Genomic DNA, 24010 nt, shown 5'->3' with positions numbered 1-24010 from the left:
TCGTTGATCATTGCGGACTGCGCGCCGCACGTACCGCACGTCCCAAGTCGACCACTGACATTGCGTAAAAGAAACTACGATTGTATTGGGTGATGGCATAGAAATTATCTGTGCCTAGCCAATATTCGGTTGGACCTTGGCCGTTTTGCAAGTCAATCAATCCATAGCGCAGCTCATTTGGCGGAACCACGCTCGGCACCACGCCGGCAGCCGTCATGTCGTCGAGTGAGTATTTTGCTTCCAGGCCTTGGCCGATGAATGCCTGCCAGCGATTTTCAGCGCTGGTGTCGGTGGCGACCGTGGCAGGGAAAACGATAGGCAGTCCCGATTTCCAGCCATGTTCGGCCAGGTAGTGGGCGACACTGCCGATCGCATCCACCGGAGAATTGCGTAAATCGATTTTGCCGTCGCCATCGAAATCGACGCCGTACTGGCGGATGCTGCCAGGCATAAACTGCGGCCAGCCGATGGCGCCCGCATACGATCCCAACAATGAAAACGGGTCGATCCCCGATTCGCGCGCAAACAGGAGCGTGTTTTCAAGCTCGTCGCGGAAGAATGCCATCCGCGCTTCACGGGTCGGCGTATTCGGATAATCAAAGGCCAGCGTGGTGATCGCATCCATGACACGGAAGCTGCCGACATTGCGGCCATATACCGTTTCAACCCCGATGATGCCGACAATGATTTCGGCCGGGACGCCATATTGCGCCTCTGCCCGCGCCAACGCGTCGGCGTGGGTATTCCAGAACTGAACGCCGGCATTGATACGGATCGGCTCGACGAAGCGGGCGCGGTAGACAGCCCAGTTTTTGGGCTTGCCGGCAGGCGCGGGTTTCATCAATTGGATTGCACTATCGACGTAGCGGATTTTGTTGAAGACCGCTTCCAGCTCCGCTTTGTCGAAGCCATGTTTGGCGACCATTTGGTCGATGAAGACGGCGACCTCTTTCCACTCGGCGAAATTGGCGAATTCACCTTCATCGGCGACGCTGCTGGCCTTGCGTATTTTTGCCGACGGCGATTTTTTCGATGTTTGTGCCAGTAAGTGGGGACTGATCGTGACGGCCAGCGCGATGGCGCATAGTTGAACGAGCGTACGAGGGCGGACAGGTGATTTCATCGACATTGGGATAGCAGTAATTTTAGTTTTGCCATTAAAGGCGCTGGCGGAATATTGTCGGGGCCGCAGTCGGCACCGTAGCGTAACGCCTCATACAAATTCATAAAGCGCTCAACCGCAAGTTTTGTGGCTGGCGGTAGCGGCGAATCGGTCGCACATAAACGTCGGCGATAACTGCTCGGGCCTTCGTGCTTTTCCCGTTCGATACCGCGGCCAGCCATGCGCGCGCAAAGCGCCGAGTATAACTTATCGAGCGGATTGGCCCTGCTCCTGGCCAGCAGTAAAGGCAGCGTGACGGTGCCTACCGCTACCGCAGCGATTGCCGACATCAATGCAATCAGGGCGCGCCAATCGAATTGCTCGAATCCCAGCGCCGCCAGAAAACTCCTTTGCCGGTCCGGCGTGTAATTAAGCGCCCATTGATTCCAGCCGTTGTTGAGAGCCTCCCAGTTGGCGCGCACGATGGTTGCGGCGCTGCTCAGCTTCGACCACCAGTCGCCTTGACCTGGATTCAGATTGATCAGGCCGCCGAACATGGAGCGCGGCAGCAAATTATTCAACTGGGTTTCAATCCGGCCAGGCGCTGCTGCGGCAGTGGGGTCGATACGCACCCAGCCGCGTGGCGGCAGCCATACTTCAGACCAGGCATGGGCATCGGATTGACGCACGGTCATCATGCCGTCCACCGAATTGATTTCACCGCCTTGATAACCCGTCACCACGCGCGCCGGGATGCCTGCCGCGCGCATCAAGACGACGAAGGCGCTGGCGTAATGTTCGCAGAAGCCGGCACGACTGGAAAACAGGAAATCGTCGACGCTATCCTTGCCGAGCAACGGCGGTTCCAGCGTGTAGATGAAGTGCTCATGCCGGAAGAAATCGAGTGCGGCGTTGACCAGCGCCGTATCGTCGCGCCACTGCGAGCGCAAGGTCGCGGCAAATGTCAGTGTGCGTGGGTTGAAATTTTCCGGCAAGCGCAACGCCTGTTGCAATACCGACGGCGTCGCGTGATCCGGCAGAGCGGATGCAATATGCGAAATCACATCGTAGCGAACGCGCTCACCAATCGGGCGTGAAGTTCGAATTTGGTGGTCGCCGGTAATCCTGACGGACATATCCTCAAGCGTTGGCGCCGCGCGCGGAGCTTCCAAAGCGAATAGCCAGCGTTGTCCGTTCGGCTCCATGGTGATTTGTTGACGGATAGCCGCTCCCGGGAGCGAGGCCAGCGCGCTCCGAGCTTCGCCAGCCAATGTCGACACCCGAGTCTGAGTCCAGGTCCGGCCATCAAAATCGCCCAGCACCGCGCCGCGCCAATAGCGGTTGGCCGGGGCTGGCGGCGGATCGAGGAATTTGATGCGGAAGGCGATGTCATCCGATAAAGCCAGCTCCGAAATATTCCCGGGCGCCATGCTGTCCGATAAGCCGCTGCGTCCGCCATGCGCATCGCCAGGCAGTCCCCACAGTGGCCCCTGAATGCGCGGAAACACCAGGAATAACACCAGCGTCAGCGGCACTGCCAGCGCCAGAATCAAGCCGCCCAGGCGCAGCCGCTGTCGCAGCGGCGGCACGATGCCGGTGTATTGAAACGATAGCTGCACCGTCAATATCAGGACCAGCGTGACGATCATCATCAGTGCGGTCAGCACCGATTGAGAATAGAAAAAAGTGGTCAGCAGTAAAAAAAAGCTCAATAGCAGCACCACGAACAGATCGCGCCGGGCACGCATTTCCAGCAATTTAAAAGTCAGCAACAGCACCAGCATGGCAACCCCGGCATCGCGGCCGAGCAGGGTCCGGTGATCGGCATAGACCCCGGCCATGGTCAGCAGTGCCAGCGGCAGCAACAGCCAGATCGGCGGTAGCCGCTGTCCGCTCAGCGTGATCCAGCCGCGCCATGCCAGCAAGCCGGCGCAAGTGACTGAAGTCCACCACGGCAGGTGTCCAAAGTGCGGCAGCAGCACCATGGCGCACGCGGTCAGCAGCAATAAGGTATCGCTCTTGTCGCGCGTCAGGACGCGGAACCAGGATATTGAATACTGCAGAAAAGGCTGCTCATCCATCTTGACGGAGATGCGCGCGGTAGGCGTGGCCGTCATGTTGCACCTTCGTATAACGCCAACGCCTGCAGGCAGGCTTGCTGATGCGCCGGCCCGATCGCTGCGGCGTAGACAATATCGCCCAAGCGGAAAGCATAGGGCAGGCTGTGTGCTTCCGCCTCCAGTATCCAGCGCGTCATGCGGGACAGCTTGGCGTCGACTGCCATCGCGTACGGCAGGCTTGCATAATCGATCGCCAGATCGCTGGCTGCGCCGCCCTCGAAATGCTTGGTGATCAGCTTGACCTCCGCATCCATATCCAGTTTGGCGATCTGCCGCCAAGCCAGGTGTTTGAGCGAGTCTCCCGCTTGATAAGTGCGGATGCCGGCAAAATCCTGATGGCCGGCGGTGCCGTTGCCATCCGCATTTTCCATTGGAGCCATTGGTAGCGGCGGCGCCGATGCCGCCGCCTCCGGCTGCGGATAGATCAAGGCCTTGACGTCCGGCTGCCAGTAACTCCATGCGCGCAGCAGGCCAAGCGGGAAGCGTGTTTGCAGGCGCACCCGGGGAGCCGGATGCCAGCCGCGCGCCACCGTGGCGCTGGCCAAGGTGACGCTGCTGACAGCGTGCGCGGCAACATCGACCGCGTGATCCATCGGCGCCAGATTGGGGCCGATGAAACTGAGCCAGAGCGCGTAGCGAGGGTGCTTGCGGCGATTCATCAGATGCAATTCGAATAGCGCATCTTCGCCGGCAAATACCGGCGTCACTTTGCCTGCCGCCAGATGCAGATAGGCCAGGTTGCGGAAGGTCAGATGCATGTCGATCACAGCGCATGCCGCCAGCAGGAAGGTCAGCGCAAAGCCGAGGCTGAGGTTGTAATTGATGGAGCCGATGAAGAGCACGATCAGCATCGCGGCAAATGCCATGCCGGCCCGGCTGGGGACGATGAATACCCGGCGCTGGCTTAAAAACACCTCTCCCGGCTCGGCCCCGCGCAGTTGAAACAAGGATTGATTGAGCCAGTATTGAAGCTTGTTATGCAGCGCTGTCAGCATGGTAGGCATGAGCACGGCGCGCCTTAAACGGCGACCGCCTTCATCAATTGCAATACCAGGTCGCGACTGCCCAGTGCGCTGCCGGTGTGCGATTTGAGCGGTCGCAAACGATGTGCCGTCACCGGCACCAGTACCGCCTGGACATCTTCGGGAATCACATGATTGCGCCCCTCCATGGCGGCCCAGGCGCGCGCCGCCTGTAACAGCGCGATGGCGGCGCGCGGGCTCATGCCTTCGGCGAACATGCCGTTGTGGCGAGACGCGTGCGCCAACGCCTGCACATAATCAATCAACGAGGCGGCAGTATGAATCTGCTTCAAAGCTTGCCGCGCTGCGATCAATTCGGCTGGCTGCATCACGCGCTGTATCGATTTCAGCAAGACGCGGCGGTCCTCCCCCATCAGCAGCGCACGTTCTGCGGCGGCATCCGGATAACCGAGCGACAGGCACATCAGGAAGCGATCCAGTTGCGATTCCGGCAGCGCGAAGGTGCCGACCTGATGGGCAGGATTCTGGGTTGCGATGACAAAAAATGGTTCCGGCAAATCGCGGGTCACGCCTTCCGCGGTAACCTGGCGCTCTTCCATCGCTTCCAGCAGGGCGGATTGGGTTTTCGGCGTGGCCCGATTGATTTCATCGGCCAGCAATACTTGCGTGAACACCGGACCTTGATGGAACACAAAACTGCTTTTCTCGCGGTCGAAAACCGAAATGCCAACTACGTCCGCCGGCAGCAAGTCGCTGGTGAATTGCAAGCGATTGAAGCGCAAACCGAGTGAAATTGCCAACGCATGCGCTAGCGTCGTTTTGCCGACGCCGGGGACATCCTCGATCAATAGGTGGCCGCCAGCCAGCAGGCATACCAGCGCTTGCCGAATTTGATGGTCTTTGCCGACAACGATCTGACTGACTTGTTTTGCAACTGCATGGATTTTTGTGAACATGAATTCTTCTGTTGGGTGGGCGGCCGGCGTACAAATAGCGAGAAACAGAATCATACAAACTTCCCCAAATTTCACCTAGTGTTCTGAGTTGCTAATTTCTCGGCAAGCTGCCACAGATTGGAATGCATGGTATGCATTTTTGCGGGAAACTATGGAGCGGAGTACAAGGCGCTGCAAACCTGACCGTTATCGGCGCGGGTTTCGGCATGATTTTCAGAAAACTTTTTGGCTAAACAAAGTGACTACTGCTTTCTATACCCATCCCGACTGCAAGCTGCATGAGATGGGCGCGTGGCATCCGGAATCGCCGGCCAGGTTACAGGCAATCGAAGACCAACTGATCGCGAGCCGCATCGATCACTGGCTGGAGCATCGCGAGGCCCCGGAGGCGCAGCTGGCGGCCATTGCGCGGGTGCACGAGGAGGCCATGATCGCGCTGATCCGGGAGCATAGTCTGGCGCTGGCCGGCGATCCGTCCGGCCACTATGCGCTGGATCCCGACACCTCGCTGAATGCGCATAGCTGGCAGGCGGCGCTACGGGCTGCGGGAGCGGCGATTGCAGCGACCGATGCGGTGCTCGCGGGCGAACTCGACAATGCGTTTTGTTCGGTGCGGCCGCCCGGGCATCATGCGACATCGACTACCTCGATGGGGTTTTGCCTGTTCAATAACGTTGCCATCGCCGCCCGCCATGCGCTGGAAGTGCACGGACTGGAGCGGGTCGCGATTGTCGATTTTGATGTGCATCACGGTAACGGCACCGCGCAAATATTTGCCGATGAGCCGCGGGTGCTGATGACCAGTTTTTTCCAACATCCTTTTTACCCCTATAGCGGCGCCGAAACCGTCACCGCCAATGCCGTCAACGTGCCGGTGCCTGCCTACACCGATGGCCGCGCCGTGCGGCAGCTGGTGACCGAGCAGTGGTTGCCGGCATTGCATGCTCACCGACCGCAGATGATCTTTGTTTCCGCCGGTTTCGATGCGCATCGGGAAGACGATATGGCGCAGATGGCCCTGGTAGAAGACGATTATGCGTGGCTCACGCGCCAGGTCATGCTGGTAGCCAAGCAGTATGCGCAAGGCCGGATCGTCAGCTGCCTGGAGGGCGGCTATAACCTGTCGGCGCTGGGGCGCAGCGTGGTTGCGCATTTGAAAGTATTGGCCGAGCTGGAATGAGACGGCACCCGAAATAGGCTGCAGATAACGTCATTTCAGGCTTTAAGTCCGTACAATAGCGGTTTATTTTTGCCAGACAAGACAACGCATGTCCATACAATGGTTCCCCGGTCATATGAACGCCGCCCGCAAGAAGGCGGCGGAAGCTATGGAGAAAGTCGATCTCGTGATCGAAGTGCTGGATGGGCGCTTGCCGCAAGCCAGTTGCAATCCGATGATCGAACAGCTGCGCCTGCATCGGCAACGCCCATGCCTGAAAATCCTCAACAAGAGCGATCTCGCCGACCCCGCTGCCACCCAGGCATGGATCGCCTATTACAACAGCCAAAAGAATGTGCAAGCCGTGGCGCTTAGCTGCAAGAAGCCGGCCGATGTCGCCAAGATCCCGGGCTTGTGCATGGCGCTGGCGCCGCATCGCGGCACCGCGTTGAAGCCATTGCGCATGATGATCATGGGGATTCCCAATGTCGGTAAATCGACCTTGATGAATGCCTTGCTCAAACGCCGGGTAGCGGCAGTCGGCGACGAGCCGGCTGTCACCAAAACCCAGCAGCGGCTGTATCTGAACAAGAACATGGTGTTGATCGATACCCCCGGCATGCTGTGGCCCAAGATCGCCCACCCGAGCGACGGCTTGATGCTGGCCGCCAGCCACGCGATCGGCAGCAATGCCCTGATCGAAGAAGAAGTCGCGACCTTTTTGGCCGATCTGTTGCTGCTTCGCTATGCGCCGTTGCTGACCGCGCGTTATGGCCTGAAAACGGAAGGCATCGACGGCGTCAGCGTGGTCGAGGGCGTCGCCATGCGCCGCGGCTTCCGGCTGAAGGGCGGCGACCTGGATCTGGAGAAGGCGGCTCACACGCTATTGCAGGATTACCGCACCGGCGCACTCGGACGCATTAGCCTGGAAACGCCACAAACCAGGGCTGCGCTGTTGGCGGCCTATCAGGAAGAGATGGCCCAAAGGCAAGCCGAGGCCGAGGCCGCTGAAGCAGACGAAGAGGGCGATGTGGCCTGAATCAGTGCGCACCGCAGCAACAAGAATGCCCGCAATAAGTTGCTTATTGCGGGCATTTTTTTGACCAAGGATGTTGTTGTCCGCGACCAATCGGCCGCTCGGCTTGTTCCCGGATTATCAGTGCACGGCACCGATTTAACAATTCAAGGTTTATATTATTTCCAATAAGAAAATTTATTAATTTAAACCAACAATGTTAAATGGTGACATATTCCCTTTCGGAAATGTGTTTATCATTTCTCATAAGAATAATTAATAATTTCCCGTCCGCAATTCAAAAAATTTCTCTCCCGCTATATTGCCAATTTGCAGCTAAGTGCTAGCCATTTCCATTGCCATGTATTTAATTCAATAAGTGCCTGAATATCTGCATCCTCAATATTGGCGCGGGTTGTAGCGCGATAGATGCCTATTTGAAATTATTGAAGAGCAACTAAATACATTGCAGATCAATCATAAATCTTGTGATCGCAACGCAATATTTCCGTTGTTAAATTACGACGATAGGGAATTGATTTAGATGACACAGCTGTTGATTGTAATTAACATTCGGTCAGCTTTAAAAAACACTAGATTAAAAGAAATCATTGTCGGGAAGGAATGGGGAGCCCGACACCGAAATATTCCCTTCAGGTAACTCGTTTTGCTCCGCTAGCAATGGCTTTGAGCTCCGGATTTGTCGTGCCGGGGCCGGTTGGCGTTCAAGACGACGCTTTGGCAGCGCTTGAGCCTTGGTTTGATTGTTGCGGCAAACACGCCTAGCAACATTGGAGTCGCCCTAGCTTCTGTATCAAATTCAGTAGCGTAGTTGCAACAATCAAGTGATAAAACGGCAATTTATTTGTTAAATAATGTTTCGTGGTGTCAATCATTGTTAATTCGTGAAATTCTGCGCAGACGGAATGGTAAGTTCGCTTTTATTGTGATTTTCCTTTGTTTAGAAATGTTAAATCGCGACGCGAGAAGGTGAACTCGATCGCTTCACTATTGATGCGATTTAACAAAGTCCTTTGCGGTCACAAAAACGCCAAATTTCGAAGGGGAAAAATGAAAAATTTGCATCAATCAGTCCGGTTCAAGGCGCTGCTCGGTTGCGGCATGCGCTTGAGCGCCAAGTTCGGGAAAACGCGCAATCTTGCCAAACTGTTTTTTCTATTGTCCTTAAGCATGCTGTTGTCCGCAGGTGCTGCGGCGCAGCCGGTGTCTGCCGATGCCGCCATCGACGTCGCCCGGCAATGGCTGACCTTGGCCGATGCCGACCAGGCTGGACCGATGTGGGAGCAAAGCGCTGCGTTGATGAAAGAACAGTCAGACCGGACCGCCTGGGTCAGCTACATCGGCAGTATGCGCAGCCAACTGGGCCGGGCGCCGGACGCGCGCGTCTGGCAGGCGATGGAGCACCAGATCGATCATCCCAACTTGCCCCGCGGTGAATTTGTCAGCGTCACCTTTGTGTCCGGCTACGCCAAAACACCCGCCTGGGAGAAGGTCGCGCTGATCTGGTTGAACGGCCGCTGGGTTCCAGTCGGCTATCAGTACGGCCCCATAGCGGCGGCCGCCAAATGATGGGTTGCCGGTCCCAGCTTTCCGCTCTTCCCTGGTAACCGCCGTCTGCTGTCTCCCTGTTTTTAGCATTTTTATTTTCCGTGTGATCTCGCTTGCGCGATCGGTCTGCCGCCGCAAGCCCTACTTACTTTTGCATAGAGCCAATAATGAATAAAATTTATCGCACCGTATATAGCGAAGCGCTTGGCGCCTGGGTCGCCGTCTCCGAAAACACGGCAGCGCGCGGCAAGCGCAGCAGCTCAAAAGTGGCCGCCATCGTGGCCGCTGCCGTGTTGGGGACAACCGCATTGATGTCCCCAGCCGCGCATGCGAGTTACACCGGAAATACCGGTGGCGTCGGCGTCGTTACCGGAGGGACTACCGGAATCGCCGTCGGTTCGGGAACCACCAGCGCGACCGGGAGAGCCACGGCAAGCGGCTCGGGCGGCACGGCGATTGGCAATAGTGCGAATGCGAGCGGCTCGCAAGCTACGGCGCTCGGCAATAGCGCGCAGGCTACCGACACAGCGGCCATTGCGTTGGGCAATGGCGCAAATGCCGCTGTCGCCTATAGCGTAGCGATCGGCAATAACGCCAGTGCGTCAGCCAACAGTGCGACGGCAATCGGTTCCGGCGCCCAAGCCAGCGGCGTCGGTGCGTATGCGCTGGGTGACGACGCCATATCCAGCGGCGCTTCATCGGTCGCCATCGGCGGCGGCAGCGGTACCGGCTCAGGTGGTGCAAATGCTGCCGGTGCCCAGTCCGTCGCGATCGGCCAAAATTCCAGCACCTCCGCCGCAGCCACCAACTCCGTGGTCATCGGCAATGGTGCGACGACCACCGTGGTTAACGGCATCGCCATCGGCACCGGAGCGACTGCAGCTCACACCAACAGCGTGGCGCTGGGCAACGGCTCGGCCACCACGGTAGGCGCGCAAACCGGCTACACCGCCTATGGCCTGACGGCGGCTCAGACCTCGGCCGGCGAAGTCAATGTCGGCAATCGCACTGTCACTGGCGTGGCAGCGGGCATCAACCAGGCGGATGCGGTGAACGTCGCCCAACTGTCAACCGCCAGCGCTTCCCTGTCGAGCGGCATTGGTTCAGTTTCAACCGGCTTGAGCACCGCCAACAGCAATGTGACATCGCTGTCGACTTCGACGTCGACAGGCATCGCTTCGCTCTCTACCGGGCTGAGCACAAACAACAGCAATGTAACTTCGCTGTCGACTGGCTTGAGTACTACTAAAAGCAATGTGACTTCGTTGTCGAGTTCGACTTCGACGGGTCTGAGCACCACGAATAGCAATGTGACTTCGTTGTCATCCGGCCTGAGCACGACCAACAGCAATGTGACTTCGCTGTCGAGTTCAACTTCGACGGGGCTGAGCACCGCGAATAGCAATGTAGCTTCGGTGTCGACTGGCTTGAGCACGACCAACAGCAACGTGAGCTCGTTGTCGACTTCTGCATCAACGAGTATCGGTTCACTGTCTACGGGTTTGAGTACGGCGAATAGCGGCTTGAGCTCGTTGTCTACCTCAGCATCAACAGGTATCGGGTCGCTGTCGACCGGCTTAAGTACCAACAATAGCAACGTGACCTCGTTGTCGACCGGCTTGAGCACCACCAACAGCAACGTGAGTTCGTTGTCGAGTTCTGCATCAACAGGTATCGGTTCGTTATCTACGGGTTTGAGCACGACGAATAGCAGCGTGGCCTCGCTGTCGAGTTCAGCATCAACAGGAATTGGTTCGCTGTCCACTGGATTGAGTACGACGAATAGCAGTGTGGGTTCGCTGTCGACGGGCCTGAGCACCAACAATAGCAATGTATCTTCCCTGTCGACTGGTCTGAACGCCACCAACAGTAACGTGACTTCGTTGTCGACCGGCCTGAGCACAACCAACAGCAATATGAGTTCGCTTTCGACAGGCTTGAACAACACGAATAGCAACGTGGCTTCGCTGTCGACTTCGGCATCAACCAGCATCGGTTCGCTGTCTACCGGGTTGAGTACAGCGAATAGTAGTGTGGGTTCGTTGTCGACCGGCCTGAGCGCGACCAATAGCAATGTGACTTCGCTGTCATCCGGCATGAGCACTACCAACAGTAATTTGACTTCATTGTCGACTTCGGCCTCAACCGGTATCGGTTCACTGTCTACGGGCTTGAGCACAACGAATAGCAGTGTGGGCTCGCTGTCCACCGGCTTGAGCACCACCAACAGCAACGTAACATCGCTGTCGAGTTCAACTTCGACTGGCCTGAGCAGCATCAACAGCAATGTGGCTTCGGTGTCGTCCGGCCTAAGCACGACCAACAGCAACATGACCTCGTTGTCGAGTTCCGTATCAACCGGTATCGGTTCGCTATCCACCGGCTTGAGCACAACGAACAGCAGCGTGGGCTCGCTGTCTACCGGGTTGAGTACCAACAATAGCAACGTGACTTCGCTGTCGACCGGTCTGAGCACCACAAACAGCAATGTAGCTTCAGTCTCGTCCGGCTTGAGCACGACCAACAGTAATGTGAGTTCGCTGTCCACCGGATTGAGTACGACGAACAGCAGCGTTGGCTCGTTGTCGACCGGCTTGAACGCCACCAACAGTAACGTGGCTTCGCTGTCTAGTTCAACTTCAACTAGCCTTAGCGCCACTAACAGCAACGTAAGTTCGCTATCTACAGGCCTGAGTACAACGAATAGCAACGTGGGCTCGCTGTCGACTGGCTTGAGCGCCACTAACAGCAACGTAACGTCGCTGTCGAGCTCGGCGTCAACCGGCATCGGTTCGCTGTCTACCGGGTTGAGCACGACGAATAGCAGCGTGGGTTCATTGTCGACTGGCTTGAGCACAACCAACAGCAATGTGGCTTCATTGTCGAGTTCGGCCTCAACCGGCATCGGTTCGTTGTCTACAGGATTGAGCACAACGAACAGCAGCGTGGGCTCATTGTCGACCGGCCTGAGCACCACCAAGAGCAGCGTAACGTCGCTGTCGAGTTCGGCGTCAACCGGTATCAGCTCACTGTCCACCGGGTTGAGCACGACGAACAGCAGCGTAGGTTCGCTGTCGACCGGTTTGAGCACCGCCAACAGCAACGTGGCTTCCGTGTCGTCTGGCCTGAGCACGACCAACAGCAACGTAACTTCGCTGTCGACTTCGGCATCAACCGGTATCGGTTCGTTGTCTACGGGGTTGAGCACGACGAATAGCAGCGTGGGCTCGCTGTCGACCGGCCTGAGCGCGGCCAACAGCAACGTAACGTCGCTGTCGAGCTCGGCATCAACCGGTATTGGTTCGCTGTCTACCGGATTGAGCACAACGAATAGCAGCGTGAGTTCACTGTCGACTGGCCTGAGCACCAACAATAGCAATGTATCTTCTCTGTCGACTGGTCTGAACACGACCAACAGTAATGTAACGTCGCTGTCGAGCTCAACTTCAACCAGCCTTAGCGCCACTAACAGCAATGTGAGTTCGTTGTCCGCAGGATTGAGTACAACGAATAGCAATATGGGCTCGTTGTCGACTGGCCTGAGCAGCACCAATAGCAACGTGACGTCGTTGTCGACTTCGGCATCAACGGGTATCGGTTCGTTGTCTACCGGGTTGAGCACGACGAATAGCAGCATCGGCTCGTTGTCGACCGGCTTGAACGCCACCAACAGTAACGTGGCTTCGCTGTCGAGTTCAACTTCAACAAGCCTTAGCGCCACTAACAGCAATGTGAGTTCGTTGTCGACAGGATTGAGTACAACGAATAGCAACGTGGGCTCGTTGTCGACCGGCCTGAGCGCGACCAACAGCAACGTGACGTCGCTGTCGACTTCGGCCTCAACCGGTATCGGTTCGCTGTCTACCGGGTTGAGTACAACGAACAGCAGCGTGGGTTCATTGTCGACCGGCTTGAGCGCGACCAACAGCAACGTAACGTCGCTGTCGACTTCGGCCTCAACCGGTATCAGTTCTCTGTCTACAGGCTTGAGTACCACCGATATCAATGTGGCTTCGCTGTCGACTGGCTTGAACACGACCAACAGCAACGTAACGTCACTGTCGACTTCGGCCTCAACCGGCATCGGTTCGCTGTCTACCGGATTGAATACGACGAACAGCAACGTAACGTCGCTGTCGACCTCCGCCTCAACGGGCATCGGTTCGTTGTCTACAGGATTGAGTGCAACGAATAGCAACGTGGGTTCGCTGTCGACTGGCCTGAACACGACCAACAGCAATGTGACCTCACTGTCGAGTTCAACTTCGACTGGTCTGAGCACCGCCAATAGCAATATAGCTTCGGTGTCATCCGGCCTGAGCACGACCAACAGCAACGTGACGTCGCTGTCGACTTCGACATCAAGCGGCATCGGTTCGTTGTCTACAGGATTGAGTACAACGAATAGCAGCGTTGGCTCGTTGTCGACTGGCCTGAGCAGCACCAATAGCAATGTGACTTCGCTGTCATCCGGCTTGAGTACGACCAACAGTAATGTGACTTCGTTGTCGACCGGCTTGAGTACCACCGATAGCAATGTGGCCTCGCTATCGACTGGCCTGAACACGACCAACAGCAACGTAACTTCACTGTCGACTTCGACATCAACCGGCATCGGTTCGCTATCTACCGGTTTAAGCACAGCGAATAGCAGCGTGGGCTCGTTGTCTACCGGCCTGAGCGCGACCAACAGCAACGTAACATCGCTGTCGACTTCAACCTCAACCGGCATCGGTTCACTGTCTACCGGATTGAGTACAACGAACAGCAGCGTGGGTTCATTGTCGACCGGCTTGAGCGCCGCCAACAGCAATGTAACGTCACTGTCGACTTCGGCATCGACCGGCATCGGTTCGCTGTCCACCGGGTTGAGCACGACGAACAGCAATGTGGGCTCGCTGTCGACTTCGGCCTCAACCGGTATCGGTTCTCTGTCTACCGGATTGAGTACAACGAACAGCAGCGTGGGTTCATTGTCGACCGGCCTGAGCGCGACCAACAGCAACGTAACATCGCTGTCGACTTCAGCCTCAACCGGCATCGGTTCGCTGTCCACCGGGTTGAGCGCGACCAACAGCAACGTAACGTCGCTGTCGACTTCGGCTTCAACCGGTATTGGTTCGTTGTCTACGGGTTTGAGTACAACTAACAGCAATGTGACTTCGTTGTCGACCGGCTTAAGTACGACCGATAGCAATGTGGCTTCGCTGTCGACTGGCCTGAACACGACCAACAACAACGTAACATCGTTGTCGAGCTCGGCCTCAACCGGCATCGGTTCGTTGTCTACAGGATTGAGTACAACGAATAGCAGCGTTGGCTCGTTGTCGACTGGCTTGAGCGCGACCAATAGCAATGTGACGTCGCTGTCGACTTCGGCCTCAACCGGCATCGGTTCGCTGTCTACCGGATTGAATACGACGAACAGCAACGTAACGTCGCTGTCGACCTCCGCCTCAACGGGCATCGGTTCGTTGTCTACAGGATTGAGTGCAACGAATAGCAACGTGGGTTCGCTGTCGACTGGCCTGAGCACGACCAACAGCAACGTGACGTCGCTGTCGACCGGCTTGAGTACCACCGATAGCAATGTGGCCTCGCTATCGACTGGCCTGAACACGACCAACAGCAACGTAACTTCACTGTCGACTTCGGCATCAACAGGTATCGGTTCACTGTCTACCGGTTTGAGCGCAACGAACAGCAATGTGAGCTCGTTGTCGACCGGCCTGACCGCCACCAACAGCAACGTAACGTCGCTGTCGACTTCGGCCTCAACCGGTATCGGTTCGTTGTCTACCGGTTTGAGCACAACGAACAGCAATGTGAGCTCGCTGTCGACCGGCCTGAGCGCGACCAACAGCAACGTAACGTCGCTGTCGACTTCGGCCTCAACCGGTATCGGTTCGCTGTCCACCGGGTTGAGCACGACGAACAGCAATGTGGGCTCGTTGTCGACTGGCCTGAGCAACACCAATAGCAATGTGACCTCGCTGTCATCGGGCTTGAGCACGACCAACAGTAACGTGACTTCGTTGTCGACCGGCTTGAGTACCACCGATAGCAATGTGGCTTCGCTATCGACTGGCCTGAACACGACCAATAGCAACGTAACGTCGTTGTCAACTTCGGCATCAACGGGTATCGGTTCGTTGTCTACGGGTTTGAGTACAACTAACAGCAATGTGACTTCGTTGTCGACTGGCTTAAGTACTACCGATAGCAATGTGGCTTCGCTGTCGACTGGCCTGAACACGACCAACAGCAACGTGACGTCGCTGTCGACTTCGGCATCGACAGGTATCGGTTCACTGTCTACCGGATTGAGTACAACGAACAGCAACGTGGGTTCGTTGTCTACCGGCCTGAGCGCGACCAACAGCAACGTAACGTCGCTGTCGACTTCGGCATCAACCGGTATCGGTTCGTTGTCTACTGGCTTGAGCACAACGAATAGCAGCGTGAGTTCACTGTCGACGGGCTTGAGCGCCACCAACAGCAACGTAACATCGCTGTCGACTTCGGCATCGACCGGTATCGGTTCGCTGTCTAGCGGCTTGAGCACAACGAATAGCAACGTGGGCTCGTTGTCGACTGGCCTGAGCACGACCAACAGCAACGTAACGTCGCTGTCGACTTCGGCATCGACAGGTATCGGTTCGCTGTCTACCGGGTTGAGCACGACGAATAGCAGCATCGGCTCGTTGTCGACCGGCTTGAGCGCGACCAACAGCAACGTAACATCGTTGTCGAGCTCGGCATCAACCGGCATCGGTTCGCTGTCTACCGGATTGAGCACAACGAATAGCAACGTGGGCTCGTTGTCGACTGGATTGAGCGCGACCAACAGCAATGTGACCTCACTGTCGAGTTCAACTTCGACTGGTCTGAGCACCACCAATAGCAATATAGCTTCGGTGTCATCCGGCCTGAGCACGACCAATAGCAATGTGAGTTCGTTGTCTACGGGTTTGAGCACAACGAATAGTAGCGTGGGTTCATTGTCGACCGGTTTGAGCACAGCCAACAGCAATGTGACTTCGCTGTCGAGTTCGACATCGACGGGCCTGAGCACCGCCAATAGCAATATAGCTTCGGTGTCGACCGGCCTGAGCACGACCAACAGCAACGTGAGTTCGCTGTCTACCGGATTGAGCACGACGAATAGCAACGTGGGTTCGTTGTCGACCGGTTTGAGCGCGACCAACAGCAATGTAACGTCGCTGTCGAGTTCAACTTCAACTAGCCTTAGCGCCACTAACAGCAATGTGAGCTCGTTGTCTACAGGATTGAGCACAACGAATAGCAACGTGGACTCGTTGTCGACCGGCCTGAGCGCGACCAACAGCAACGTAACATCGCTGTCGACTTCGGCCTCAACCGGCATCGGTTCGCTGTCTACCGGGTTGAGCACGACGAATAGCAGCGTGGGTTCATTGTCGACCGGCTTGAGCGCGACCAACAGCAACGTGACATCACTGTCGACTTCTGCCTCAACCGGTATCGGTTCGTTGTCTACGGGTTTGAGTACAACTAACAGCAATGTGGCTTCGCTGTCGACTGGCCTGAACACGACCAACAGCAACGTAACATCGCTGTCGACTTCGGCCTCAACCGGCATCGGTTCGTTGTCTACAGGATTGAGTACAACGAATAGCAGCGTTGGCTCGTTGTCGACTGGCCTGAGTAGCACCAATAGCAATGTGACTTCGCTGTCATCCGGCTTGAGCACCACCAACAGCAATGTGACTTCGTTGTCGACCGGCTTGAGTACCACCGATAGCAATGTGGCTTCGCTATCGACTGGCCTGAACACGACCAACAGCAACGTGACGTCGCTGTCTACTTCGGCATCAACGGGTATCGGTTCGCTGTCTACCGGGTTGAGTGCGACGAATAGCAACGTGGGCTCGTTGTCGACCGGCCTGAGCGCCACCAACAGCAACGTGACGTCGTTGTCGACTTCGGCCTCAACCGGTATCGGTTCGCTGTCTACCGGGTTGAGCACGACGAACAGCAATGTGGGTTCGCTGTCGACTGGCCTGAGCGCGACCAGCAGCAACGTAACGTCGCTGTCGACTTCGGCCTCAACCGGCATCGGTTCACTGTCTACCGGATTGAGTACAACGAACAGCAGCGTGGGTTCATTGTCGACTGGCCTAAGTGCCACCAACAGCAACGTAACGTCGTTGTCGACTTCGGCATCGACAGGTATCGGTTCGCTGTCCACCGGCTTGAGTACAACGAACAGCAACGTGAGCTCGTTGTCGACTGGCTTGAGCGCGACCAACAGCAACGTAACATCGCTGTCGACTTCAGCCTCAACCGGCATCGGTTCGCTGTCCACCGGCTTGAGTACAACGAACAGCAATGTGAGCTCGTTGTCGACCGGCCTGAGCGCCACCAACAGCAACGTGACATCGCTGTCGACCTCCGCCTCAACTGGCATCGGTTCACTGTCTACCGGTTTGAGCACAACGAACAGCAATGTGAGCTCGTTGTCGACCGGCCTGAGTGCCACCAACAGCAACGTGACATCGCTGTCGAGTTCGGCCTCAACCGGTATCGGTTCGCTGTCTACTGGCTTGAGCACGACAAATAGCAACGTGGGCTCGCTGTCGACAGGATTGAGTACAACGAATAGCAGCGTTGGCTCGTTGTCGACTGGCCTGAGCAGCACCAATAGCAATGTGACTTCGCTGTCGTCCGGCTTGAGCACGACTAACAGTAACGTGACTTCGTTGTCGACCGGCTTGAGTACCACCGATAGCAATGTGACTTCGCTATCGACTGGTCTGAACACGACCAACAGCAACGTAACATCGCTGTCGACTTCAGCCTCAACCGGTATCGGTTCGCTGTCCACTGGCTTGAGCACGACCAACAGCAACGTTGGATCGCTATCGAGCAGCCTGTCGAGTATTCAAAACAGCGGTGTAACGCGCTACTTCAAGGCCGATGGCAAGCAGAATGGTTCGGATGATGCGGTGGTGACGACGGGCAGCAATTCCGTTGCGCTTGGCGCCAATTCGAGCAACGGCACGCGCATCAACGTGGTGTCGGTGGGTAGCGCCGGTGGCGAGCGCCAGATCATCAATGTGGCGGCGGGTACGGCCAGTACCGATGCGGTCAACGTCAGTCAGTTGACGTCATTGTCGACTGCCAGCGCGAGCGGTATCGGCTCGTTGTCGACCGGCTTGAGCAGCACCAACAGCAACGTGTCCTCGCTGTCCACCGCGGTGTCCAGCGGTCTTAGCAGCAGTAGCAGCAGAATCGATTCCTTGTCGACGACGCTGAGCACGACCGGCTCCGGTATCGGTTCGCTGTCGACCGGCTTGAACACGACCAACAGCAATGTGAGCTCATTGTCGACCTCAACCTCGACCGGGATTACCTCGCTGTCGACCGGTTTGGCTTCGTTGTCCACTGGTCTGAACGGCCTGGCATCGCTGGCGAACGGGCTGATCACCAACACCAATGGCACCAATTCTCTGTCGACCGCTCTGACATCGTTGACCGATGCGGCCAAGAACGCTGCCGCCAACGGTGGAGCGCTGGGCGGCACCACTAGCGGCGGCGCCAATAGAAACGGCACGATGCAAACCCGGGGGGCGATCGGCACCAAGGTGAACGACGTCGTTGCGGCCACCTGCAGCAACGTCAATGGCATCGATGCCACCGGTTCCGGCTTGTGCGCGCAGGCGACCAGGGATGGCGCAACCGCGCTTGGCTCCAACGCGCAAGCGACCGACACCAATACCACGGCGGTAGGTTTCCGTGCGCTGGCGTCGCAGGCCGGCTCGGTCGCGATCGGTTATAACGCCCGCGCTACCGGCGATCCGACTGTAGCGATCGGCAACAATGCGCTGGCCTCGGGCAGCGATGCGGTGGCGATGGGCGCGGGGGCGCAGGCCACTGCCAGCCGCTCGGTGGCGTTGGGGGCGTATTCGGTCGCCGATCAAGCCAATACGGTGTCGGTCGGCTCGGCCGGAAATGAACGCCGCATTACCAATGTCGCCGCCGGCGTCAATGCGACCGACGCCGTGAATCTGGCACAACTGCGCGAAGTTTCCAGCCAAGTGGGTAATGTTGCGCGGATCGCCTACTCTGGCGTGGCGATGGGCATGGCGATGTCGGGAGCGGTGATGCCGACCCTGGAGCGCGGTGAAAAAGGGGTTGGCGTTGGCGTCGGTTCCTATCAGAGCTACGGTGCGCTGGCCCTGCAATTCAAGTCGGTCAGCGACAGCGGCAACAGTTCCTGGGGCGCCGGCGTCAGCACCACGGGTAGAAACTCGGCCTTCCAGCTAGGTTACGGTTTCAAGTGGAAGTAATGCCCTGGTGATCGGATAGGGAAGCGGGAGTGGTACTCCCCGCCATCCGGCAAGAAAAAAACCCGCGATGCCTTTCGGCTTCGCGGGTTTTTTATCGAGGGGGCCTTGCTTACCAGGCTGGAATCACAGCGCTTTTAAACTGGCTGACGATGTACTGTTTGACTTCGGGGCTGCGGTAGGCCTTGAGCAGTTTGGCGACCCAGGGCTTGTCCTTGTCGGCGGAGCGGACTGCGATCACGTTGGCATACGGTCCGCGTGCGGCTTCGATTGCAATGCCGTCCTTGGTCGGGTCGAGGCCGGCCGATTCCGCGTAATTGCCATTGATGGCGGCGGCGTCTAGGTCATCCAGCGAGCGCGGCAATTGCGCGGCGTCGATTTCCACAATCTTCAGTTTTTTTGGATTGTCGGCGATATCCAGCGGGGTCGCTTGCAGGCCGGCATCCGCTTTCAGTTTCAACAAACCCTGCGCCTGCAACAGCAGCAAAGCGCGACCGCCGTTGGTGGGGTCGTTGGGGATGCCGATGCGGGCGCCGGCTTTCAGGTCTTTCAGCGCTTTCACTTTTTTGGAATAAACGCCCATCGGGAACGTGATGGTATAGCCGGCATTCGCGAACTTGTAGCCGCGATCCTTGATTTGCGCTTCCAGGTAGGGTAGATGCTGATAGCTGTTGGCGTCCAGATCGCCAGCCGCCAACGCTGCATTCGGCTGCACGTAATCGCTGAACTCGACGATCTGGATGTTCAGGCCATCCTTGGCCGCGATCTTTTTGACGACTTCCAGAATTTGCGTGTGCGGGCCGCCGGTGGCGCCGATCTTGATCGGTTTGTCTTGCGCAAACGCGGCACTTGAAGCCAGACCGGCGGCGATGCCAAGTCCTGCAAAGAATTGGATTAATTGACGACGATGCATATTTTTCCTTTTAAAAATTGCTAGGGCCTGTTGACATAATTATCGGTGGCTGAGGCGACGCACCAACACGTCGCCCAGCGTCTGTACCAATTGCACGAAGACGATCAGGATCAACACCACGATCAGCATCACCTCCGGCAAAAAGCGCTGATAACCGTAGCGGATCCCGAGGTCTCCCAGACCGCCGCCGCCAATCGCGCCTGCCATCGCGGAGTAACCGACCAGACTGACGAAGGTGATCGTCAAGCCGGCAACGATGCCGGCAAATGCCTCAGGCACCAGCACTTTGTAGACGATTTGCCAGGTGGTGGCGCCCATTGCCTGTGCCGCTTCAATCAAGCCGTGCTCGACTTCGCGCAGCGCGGTTTCCACCAGGCGGGCGATGAACGGCGCCGATGCAATCGTCAGCGGCACGATGGCGGCCGCCGTGCCGATCGAGGTGCCGACAAAGAAGCGGGTGAATGGAATCACCGCAACCAGCAGGATGATGAATGGGGTCGATCGCACCGCATTGACGATCAGCCCCGCCACGCGATTGAAAATCGGATGCGGCAAGATGCCGTCGCGGCCGGTCAGATGCAGGGCAATCCCCAGCGGTACGCCGAGCAGCGCGCCGAGGATGCCGGAGATGCCGACCATCATCAGCGTTTCGCCGAATGACGACAGGAATAGATCGAGCATTTCAGATGACATGATTTAACTCCTCGACGGTGACGCCCTGGGCGCTGAGATAGGCCATCGCAGCGCTGATGTTGGCGCTGCTGCCGTTGGCCAGGATCGCCAGCGAGCCAAATGCCTGACCCTGGATTTCATCGATCTGGCCATGCAGGATATTGAAGTCCAGGTCGAATTTGCGGACCGCGGCCGACAGCAGCGGCTGATCGACGCCGGCGCCGGTAAACGCAAAACGGAACAAGTGATCGGAGCCGGCGCCGGCGTCGCTGCTGGCCAGCCGCGCGCGCAAGCGTTGCAACACGCCGGGCGGCAATTCCTGCGCAATCACGTCGCCGATCAGGGCTCGCGTCACCGCGTGTTTTGGGGAGCGGAACAATTCCAGCACTGCGCCATGCTCAACTACTGCGCCGGCTTCCATCACCGCCATGCGGTCGCAGATCATCTTGATTACTTCCATCTGGTGCGTAATCAGGACGATGGTCAGGCTCAGCTCGCGGTTGATCTTGCGCAGCAGCTCCAGTATCGAGCGCGTGGTTTCGGGGTCGAGTGCGGAGGTGGCTTCGTCGGACAGTAAAACCTTGGGCTCATTGGCTAGCGCGCGAGCGATGCCGACACGCTGCTTTTGGCCGCCGCTGATTTGCGCCGGATAGCTATCCTTTAATGCAGTCAGGCCGACCAGTTCCAGCAGCGGCGTCACCTTTTTGCTGATCGCGACCTTGTCCATGCCGGCCAGTTCCAGCGGCAATGCAATGTTGTCGTACACGGTGCGCGACGACAGCAGATTGAAATGCTGGAAGATCATGCCGATCTCGCGCCGCGCCGCACGCAATTGGTCGGCATTCAGCGCGGTCATGTCTTTGCCGTCGACGATGATGTTGCCGGAAGTAGGGCGGTTCAGCAGGTTGAGGGTGCGCACCAGGGTACTTTTGCCGGCGCCGCTGCGGCCGATGATGCCAAAGATTTCGCCCTTGCGAATCGACAGGTTGACGTCGCGCACCGCATCCACCGGGCCGCGCGCGCCATTGAAACGTTGGGTAAGCGCTTTTATTTCTATCATCGTCGGCATGAAAAAAAAAGCAGCTGATTGTTGCGAACTCAACAATCCCGCCGCCGTTATGTTTTTAAGTAGGCGATGATCTTATAAGCATTTACTTATGATTAAAAGAAACATTTAGGCATGGCTATATTACCTTTAGGCATAAGGGGATGCATTGAGTCTCATATGGCCCTCTAAAAATGTAGCGAGCGGCCCAAGGTCGGGGCGAGAAGCGGAGCCGTACGGAGGTACGGTGAGCATCGCAGCCTCGAGATTGGGTGGCGCAGTAGTTTTTAGAGGGCCATAAGCAAAAAGCCTGCGATGATTGCTCATCGCAGGCTTTTTTTGAAGCGAAATAAAGGCGCTTCGATGGGGCCGAATCATCCGACCCCGTCGAAATTACATCATGCCGTCCATACCGCCCATGCCACCCATACCGCCCATGCCGCCTGGCATGCCGCCAGCCGACTTGTCTTCAGGCAGTTCAGCGATCATGGCATCGGTAGTCAGGATCAAGCCGGCAACCGAAGCGGCGTTTTGCAATGCCGAACGGGTTACCTTGGCTGGGTCCAGAACGCCCATTTCAACCAGGTCGCCGTAGGTGCCGTTGGCAGCGTTGTAACCGTAGTTGCCATTGCCTTCCAGGACCTTGTTGATCACGACCGAAGCTTCGTCGCCAGCGTTGATGACGATTTGACGCAGTGGCTCTTCAATCGAACGCAGCACGATCTTGATGCCGGCTTCTTGATCGGCGTTGTCGCCTTTCAGGTTCTTGACGTTAGCGCGTGCGCGCAGGAACGCCACGCCGCCGCCAGGAACGATGCCTTCTTCCACTGCAGCGCGGGTAGCGTGCAATGCATCTTCAACGCGTGCTTTCTTTTCTTTCATTTCGACTTCGGTTGCAGCGCCAACCTTGATCAGTGCAACACCGCCAGCCAGCTTGGCAACGCGTTCTTGCAGTTTTTCACGGTCGTAATCGGAAGAGGCTTCTTCGATTTGAGCGCGGATTTGCTTGACGCGTGCTTCGATGGTGATGGCTTCGCCGGCACCGTCGATGATGATGGTGTTTTCCTTGCCGATTTCGATGCGCTTGGCTTGGCCCAGTTCTGCCAGAGTGGCTTTTTCCAGTGTCAGGCCGACTTCTTCAGCGATCACTTGACCGCCGGTCAGGATAGCGATGTCTTCCAGCATGGCCTTGCGACGGTCGCCGAAGCCAGGCGCCTTGACAGCAGCAGTCTTCAGGATGCCGCGGATGTTGTTGACCACCAGGGTTGCCAGCGCTTCGCCTTCGACATCTTCAGCGATGATCAGCAGTGGGCGACCGGATTTAGCAACTTGTTCCAGTACCGGCAGCAGATCGCGGATGTTGGAGATCTTTTTGTCGAACAGCAGGACAAATGGATTTTCCAGGGCAACGATTTGTTTTTCCTGGTTGTTGATGAAGTAAGGCGACAGGTAGCCGCGGTCGAATTGCATGCCTTCGACGATGTCCAGCTCGTTTTCCAGCGATTTGCCGTCTTCCACGGTGATCACGCCTTCTTTGCCGACTTTGTCCATTGCCTTGGCAATGATTTCACCGATATCGGTGTCGGAGTTGGCGGAGATCGAACCGACTTGGGCGATTTCCTTGCTGGTGGTGGTTGGCTTGGCCAGTTCCTTGATTTCAGCAACGATGGCGATGACCGCTTTGTCGATGCCGCGTTTCAGGTCGGCTGGGTTGAAGCCGGCTGCTACGTATTTGAAGCCTTCACGCACGATGGCTTGTGCCAGCACGGTTGCGGTAGTGGTACCGTCACCAGCATTGTCGGAAGTCTTGGAAGCGACTTCTTTCACCAGCTGCGCGCCCATGTTTTCCAGCTTGTCTTTCAGTTCGATTTCTTTCGCAACCGAAACGCCGTCCTTGGTCACGGTTGGGGCGCCGAAGCTGCGCTCCAGAACCACGTTACGGCCCTTAGGACCCAGAGTTACCTTAACGGCGTTAGCCAGAATGTTGACGCCGTTGACGATCTTGGCGCGTGCTTCATCGCCGAAAACTACGTGCTTTGCTGCCATGTTTGTTTCTCCTAATTAAGACTCATTGCGGGACAGGGTTCAAGAGCCGCGGTGCGGCGAATTACGCTGTCCTCAACTGATCAGATAAAACCGTTAAATTGC

14 protein-coding genes and 2 pseudogenes are annotated in these 24010 nt (G+C 57.1%); 6 read left to right on the top strand and 10 right to left on the bottom strand.

Features of this window, described 5'->3' with window-relative positions; genetic code table 11:
- Positions 1–7: 7 nt before the first annotated feature.
- Genes mltB through ACFPM8_RS01925 form a run of 4 tightly spaced genes read right to left on the bottom strand, consistent with a single transcriptional unit; the run spans position 8 to position 5161 of the window.
- A complete protein-coding gene (mltB, locus tag ACFPM8_RS01940; RefSeq protein ID WP_378994399.1) occupies positions 8–1129 on the bottom strand; it encodes a lytic murein transglycosylase B in 1122 nt (373 codons plus the stop codon).
- On the bottom strand, positions 1120–3219 hold the full coding sequence (locus tag ACFPM8_RS01935) for a transglutaminase TgpA family protein (RefSeq protein WP_378994397.1): 2100 nt from the start codon (positions 3217–3219) through the stop codon (positions 1120–1122). The genes mltB and ACFPM8_RS01935 overlap by 10 nt, the downstream gene beginning before the upstream one ends.
- The gene (locus tag ACFPM8_RS01930) at positions 3216–4226 is read right to left on the bottom strand and encodes a DUF58 domain-containing protein (protein WP_378994396.1); all 1011 of its coding nucleotides are present in this window, start codon (positions 4224–4226) and stop codon (positions 3216–3218) included. Before ACFPM8_RS01930 ends, ACFPM8_RS01935 begins: the two co-directional genes overlap by 4 nt.
- A 14-nt stretch (positions 4227–4240) precedes the next feature.
- Complete coding sequence (locus tag ACFPM8_RS01925; protein ID WP_378994394.1) at positions 4241–5161, bottom strand: AAA family ATPase; 921 nt, start codon at positions 5159–5161, stop codon at positions 4241–4243.
- Between the two features lie 238 nt (positions 5162–5399).
- Between ACFPM8_RS01925 and ACFPM8_RS01920 the strand changes: the two genes are divergently transcribed.
- The 4 genes and pseudogenes from ACFPM8_RS01920 to ACFPM8_RS21530 all read left to right on the top strand — a co-directional run.
- On the top strand, positions 5400–6341 hold the full coding sequence (locus tag ACFPM8_RS01920) for a histone deacetylase family protein (protein WP_378994392.1): 942 nt from the start codon (positions 5400–5402) through the stop codon (positions 6339–6341).
- A gap of 88 nt (positions 6342–6429) precedes the next feature.
- On the top strand, positions 6430–7359 hold the full coding sequence (ylqF, locus tag ACFPM8_RS01915) for a ribosome biogenesis GTPase YlqF (RefSeq protein ID WP_378994390.1): 930 nt from the start codon (positions 6430–6432) through the stop codon (positions 7357–7359).
- Between the two features lie 1047 nt (positions 7360–8406).
- Positions 8407–8925: a DUF4019 domain-containing protein gene (locus ACFPM8_RS01910; RefSeq protein WP_378994388.1), complete on the top strand. Its 519-nt coding sequence runs from the start codon at positions 8407–8409 to the stop codon at positions 8923–8925.
- Between the two features lie 146 nt (positions 8926–9071).
- Positions 9072–9155 (top strand): annotated as a pseudogene (locus ACFPM8_RS21530) (ESPR domain-containing protein); the annotation flags it as partial.
- Between the two features lie 83 nt (positions 9156–9238).
- Here the strand turns inward: ACFPM8_RS21530 and ACFPM8_RS21525 are convergent.
- Positions 9239–9451 (bottom strand): hypothetical protein, encoded by a 213-nt coding sequence (locus tag ACFPM8_RS21525; RefSeq protein WP_465263044.1) that lies wholly within the window; start codon positions 9449–9451, stop codon positions 9239–9241.
- Between the two features lie 21 nt (positions 9452–9472).
- Positions 9473–9760, bottom strand: a complete 288-nt coding sequence (locus tag ACFPM8_RS21520) for a hypothetical protein (RefSeq protein ID WP_465263043.1) — start codon at positions 9758–9760, stop codon at positions 9473–9475.
- Between the two features lie 109 nt (positions 9761–9869).
- On the opposite strand from ACFPM8_RS21520, the pseudogene ACFPM8_RS01905 reads away from it, so the two are divergent.
- Positions 9870–18128, top strand: a pseudogene (locus ACFPM8_RS01905) (beta strand repeat-containing protein); the annotation flags it as partial.
- A 372-nt stretch (positions 18129–18500) separates the two neighbouring features.
- Positions 18501–19235: a YadA family autotransporter adhesin gene (locus ACFPM8_RS21515; RefSeq protein WP_465263045.1), complete on the top strand. Its 735-nt coding sequence runs from the start codon at positions 18501–18503 to the stop codon at positions 19233–19235.
- A gap of 109 nt (positions 19236–19344) precedes the next feature.
- Here ACFPM8_RS21515 and ACFPM8_RS01900 read toward each other — a convergent pair whose 3' ends face one another.
- The 4 genes from ACFPM8_RS01900 to groL all read right to left on the bottom strand — a co-directional run bounded on the left by ACFPM8_RS01900 (position 19345) and on the right by groL (position 23908).
- Positions 19345–20145: a MetQ/NlpA family ABC transporter substrate-binding protein gene (locus ACFPM8_RS01900; protein ID WP_378994386.1), complete on the bottom strand. Its 801-nt coding sequence runs from the start codon at positions 20143–20145 to the stop codon at positions 19345–19347.
- Between the two features lie 39 nt (positions 20146–20184).
- Positions 20185–20838 (bottom strand): methionine ABC transporter permease, encoded by a 654-nt coding sequence (locus ACFPM8_RS01895; protein ID WP_378994384.1) that lies wholly within the window; start codon positions 20836–20838, stop codon positions 20185–20187.
- Positions 20828–21877: a methionine ABC transporter ATP-binding protein gene (locus tag ACFPM8_RS01890; RefSeq protein WP_378994382.1), complete on the bottom strand. Its 1050-nt coding sequence runs from the start codon at positions 21875–21877 to the stop codon at positions 20828–20830. The genes ACFPM8_RS01895 and ACFPM8_RS01890 overlap by 11 nt, the downstream gene beginning before the upstream one ends.
- Before the next feature lie 378 nt (positions 21878–22255).
- A complete protein-coding gene (gene groL / locus ACFPM8_RS01885) occupies positions 22256–23908 on the bottom strand; it encodes a chaperonin GroEL (RefSeq protein WP_378994380.1) in 1653 nt (550 codons plus the stop codon).
- Positions 23909–24010: the final 102 nt, after the last annotated feature.

The organism is Paraherbaspirillum soli (genome assembly GCF_042654985.1).
Classification (GTDB): domain Bacteria; phylum Pseudomonadota; class Gammaproteobacteria; order Burkholderiales; family Burkholderiaceae_D; genus Paraherbaspirillum; species Paraherbaspirillum soli.
Note: the sequence above shows the minus strand (reverse complement) of the source record. Positions and strands in the feature narration are given on the sequence as shown.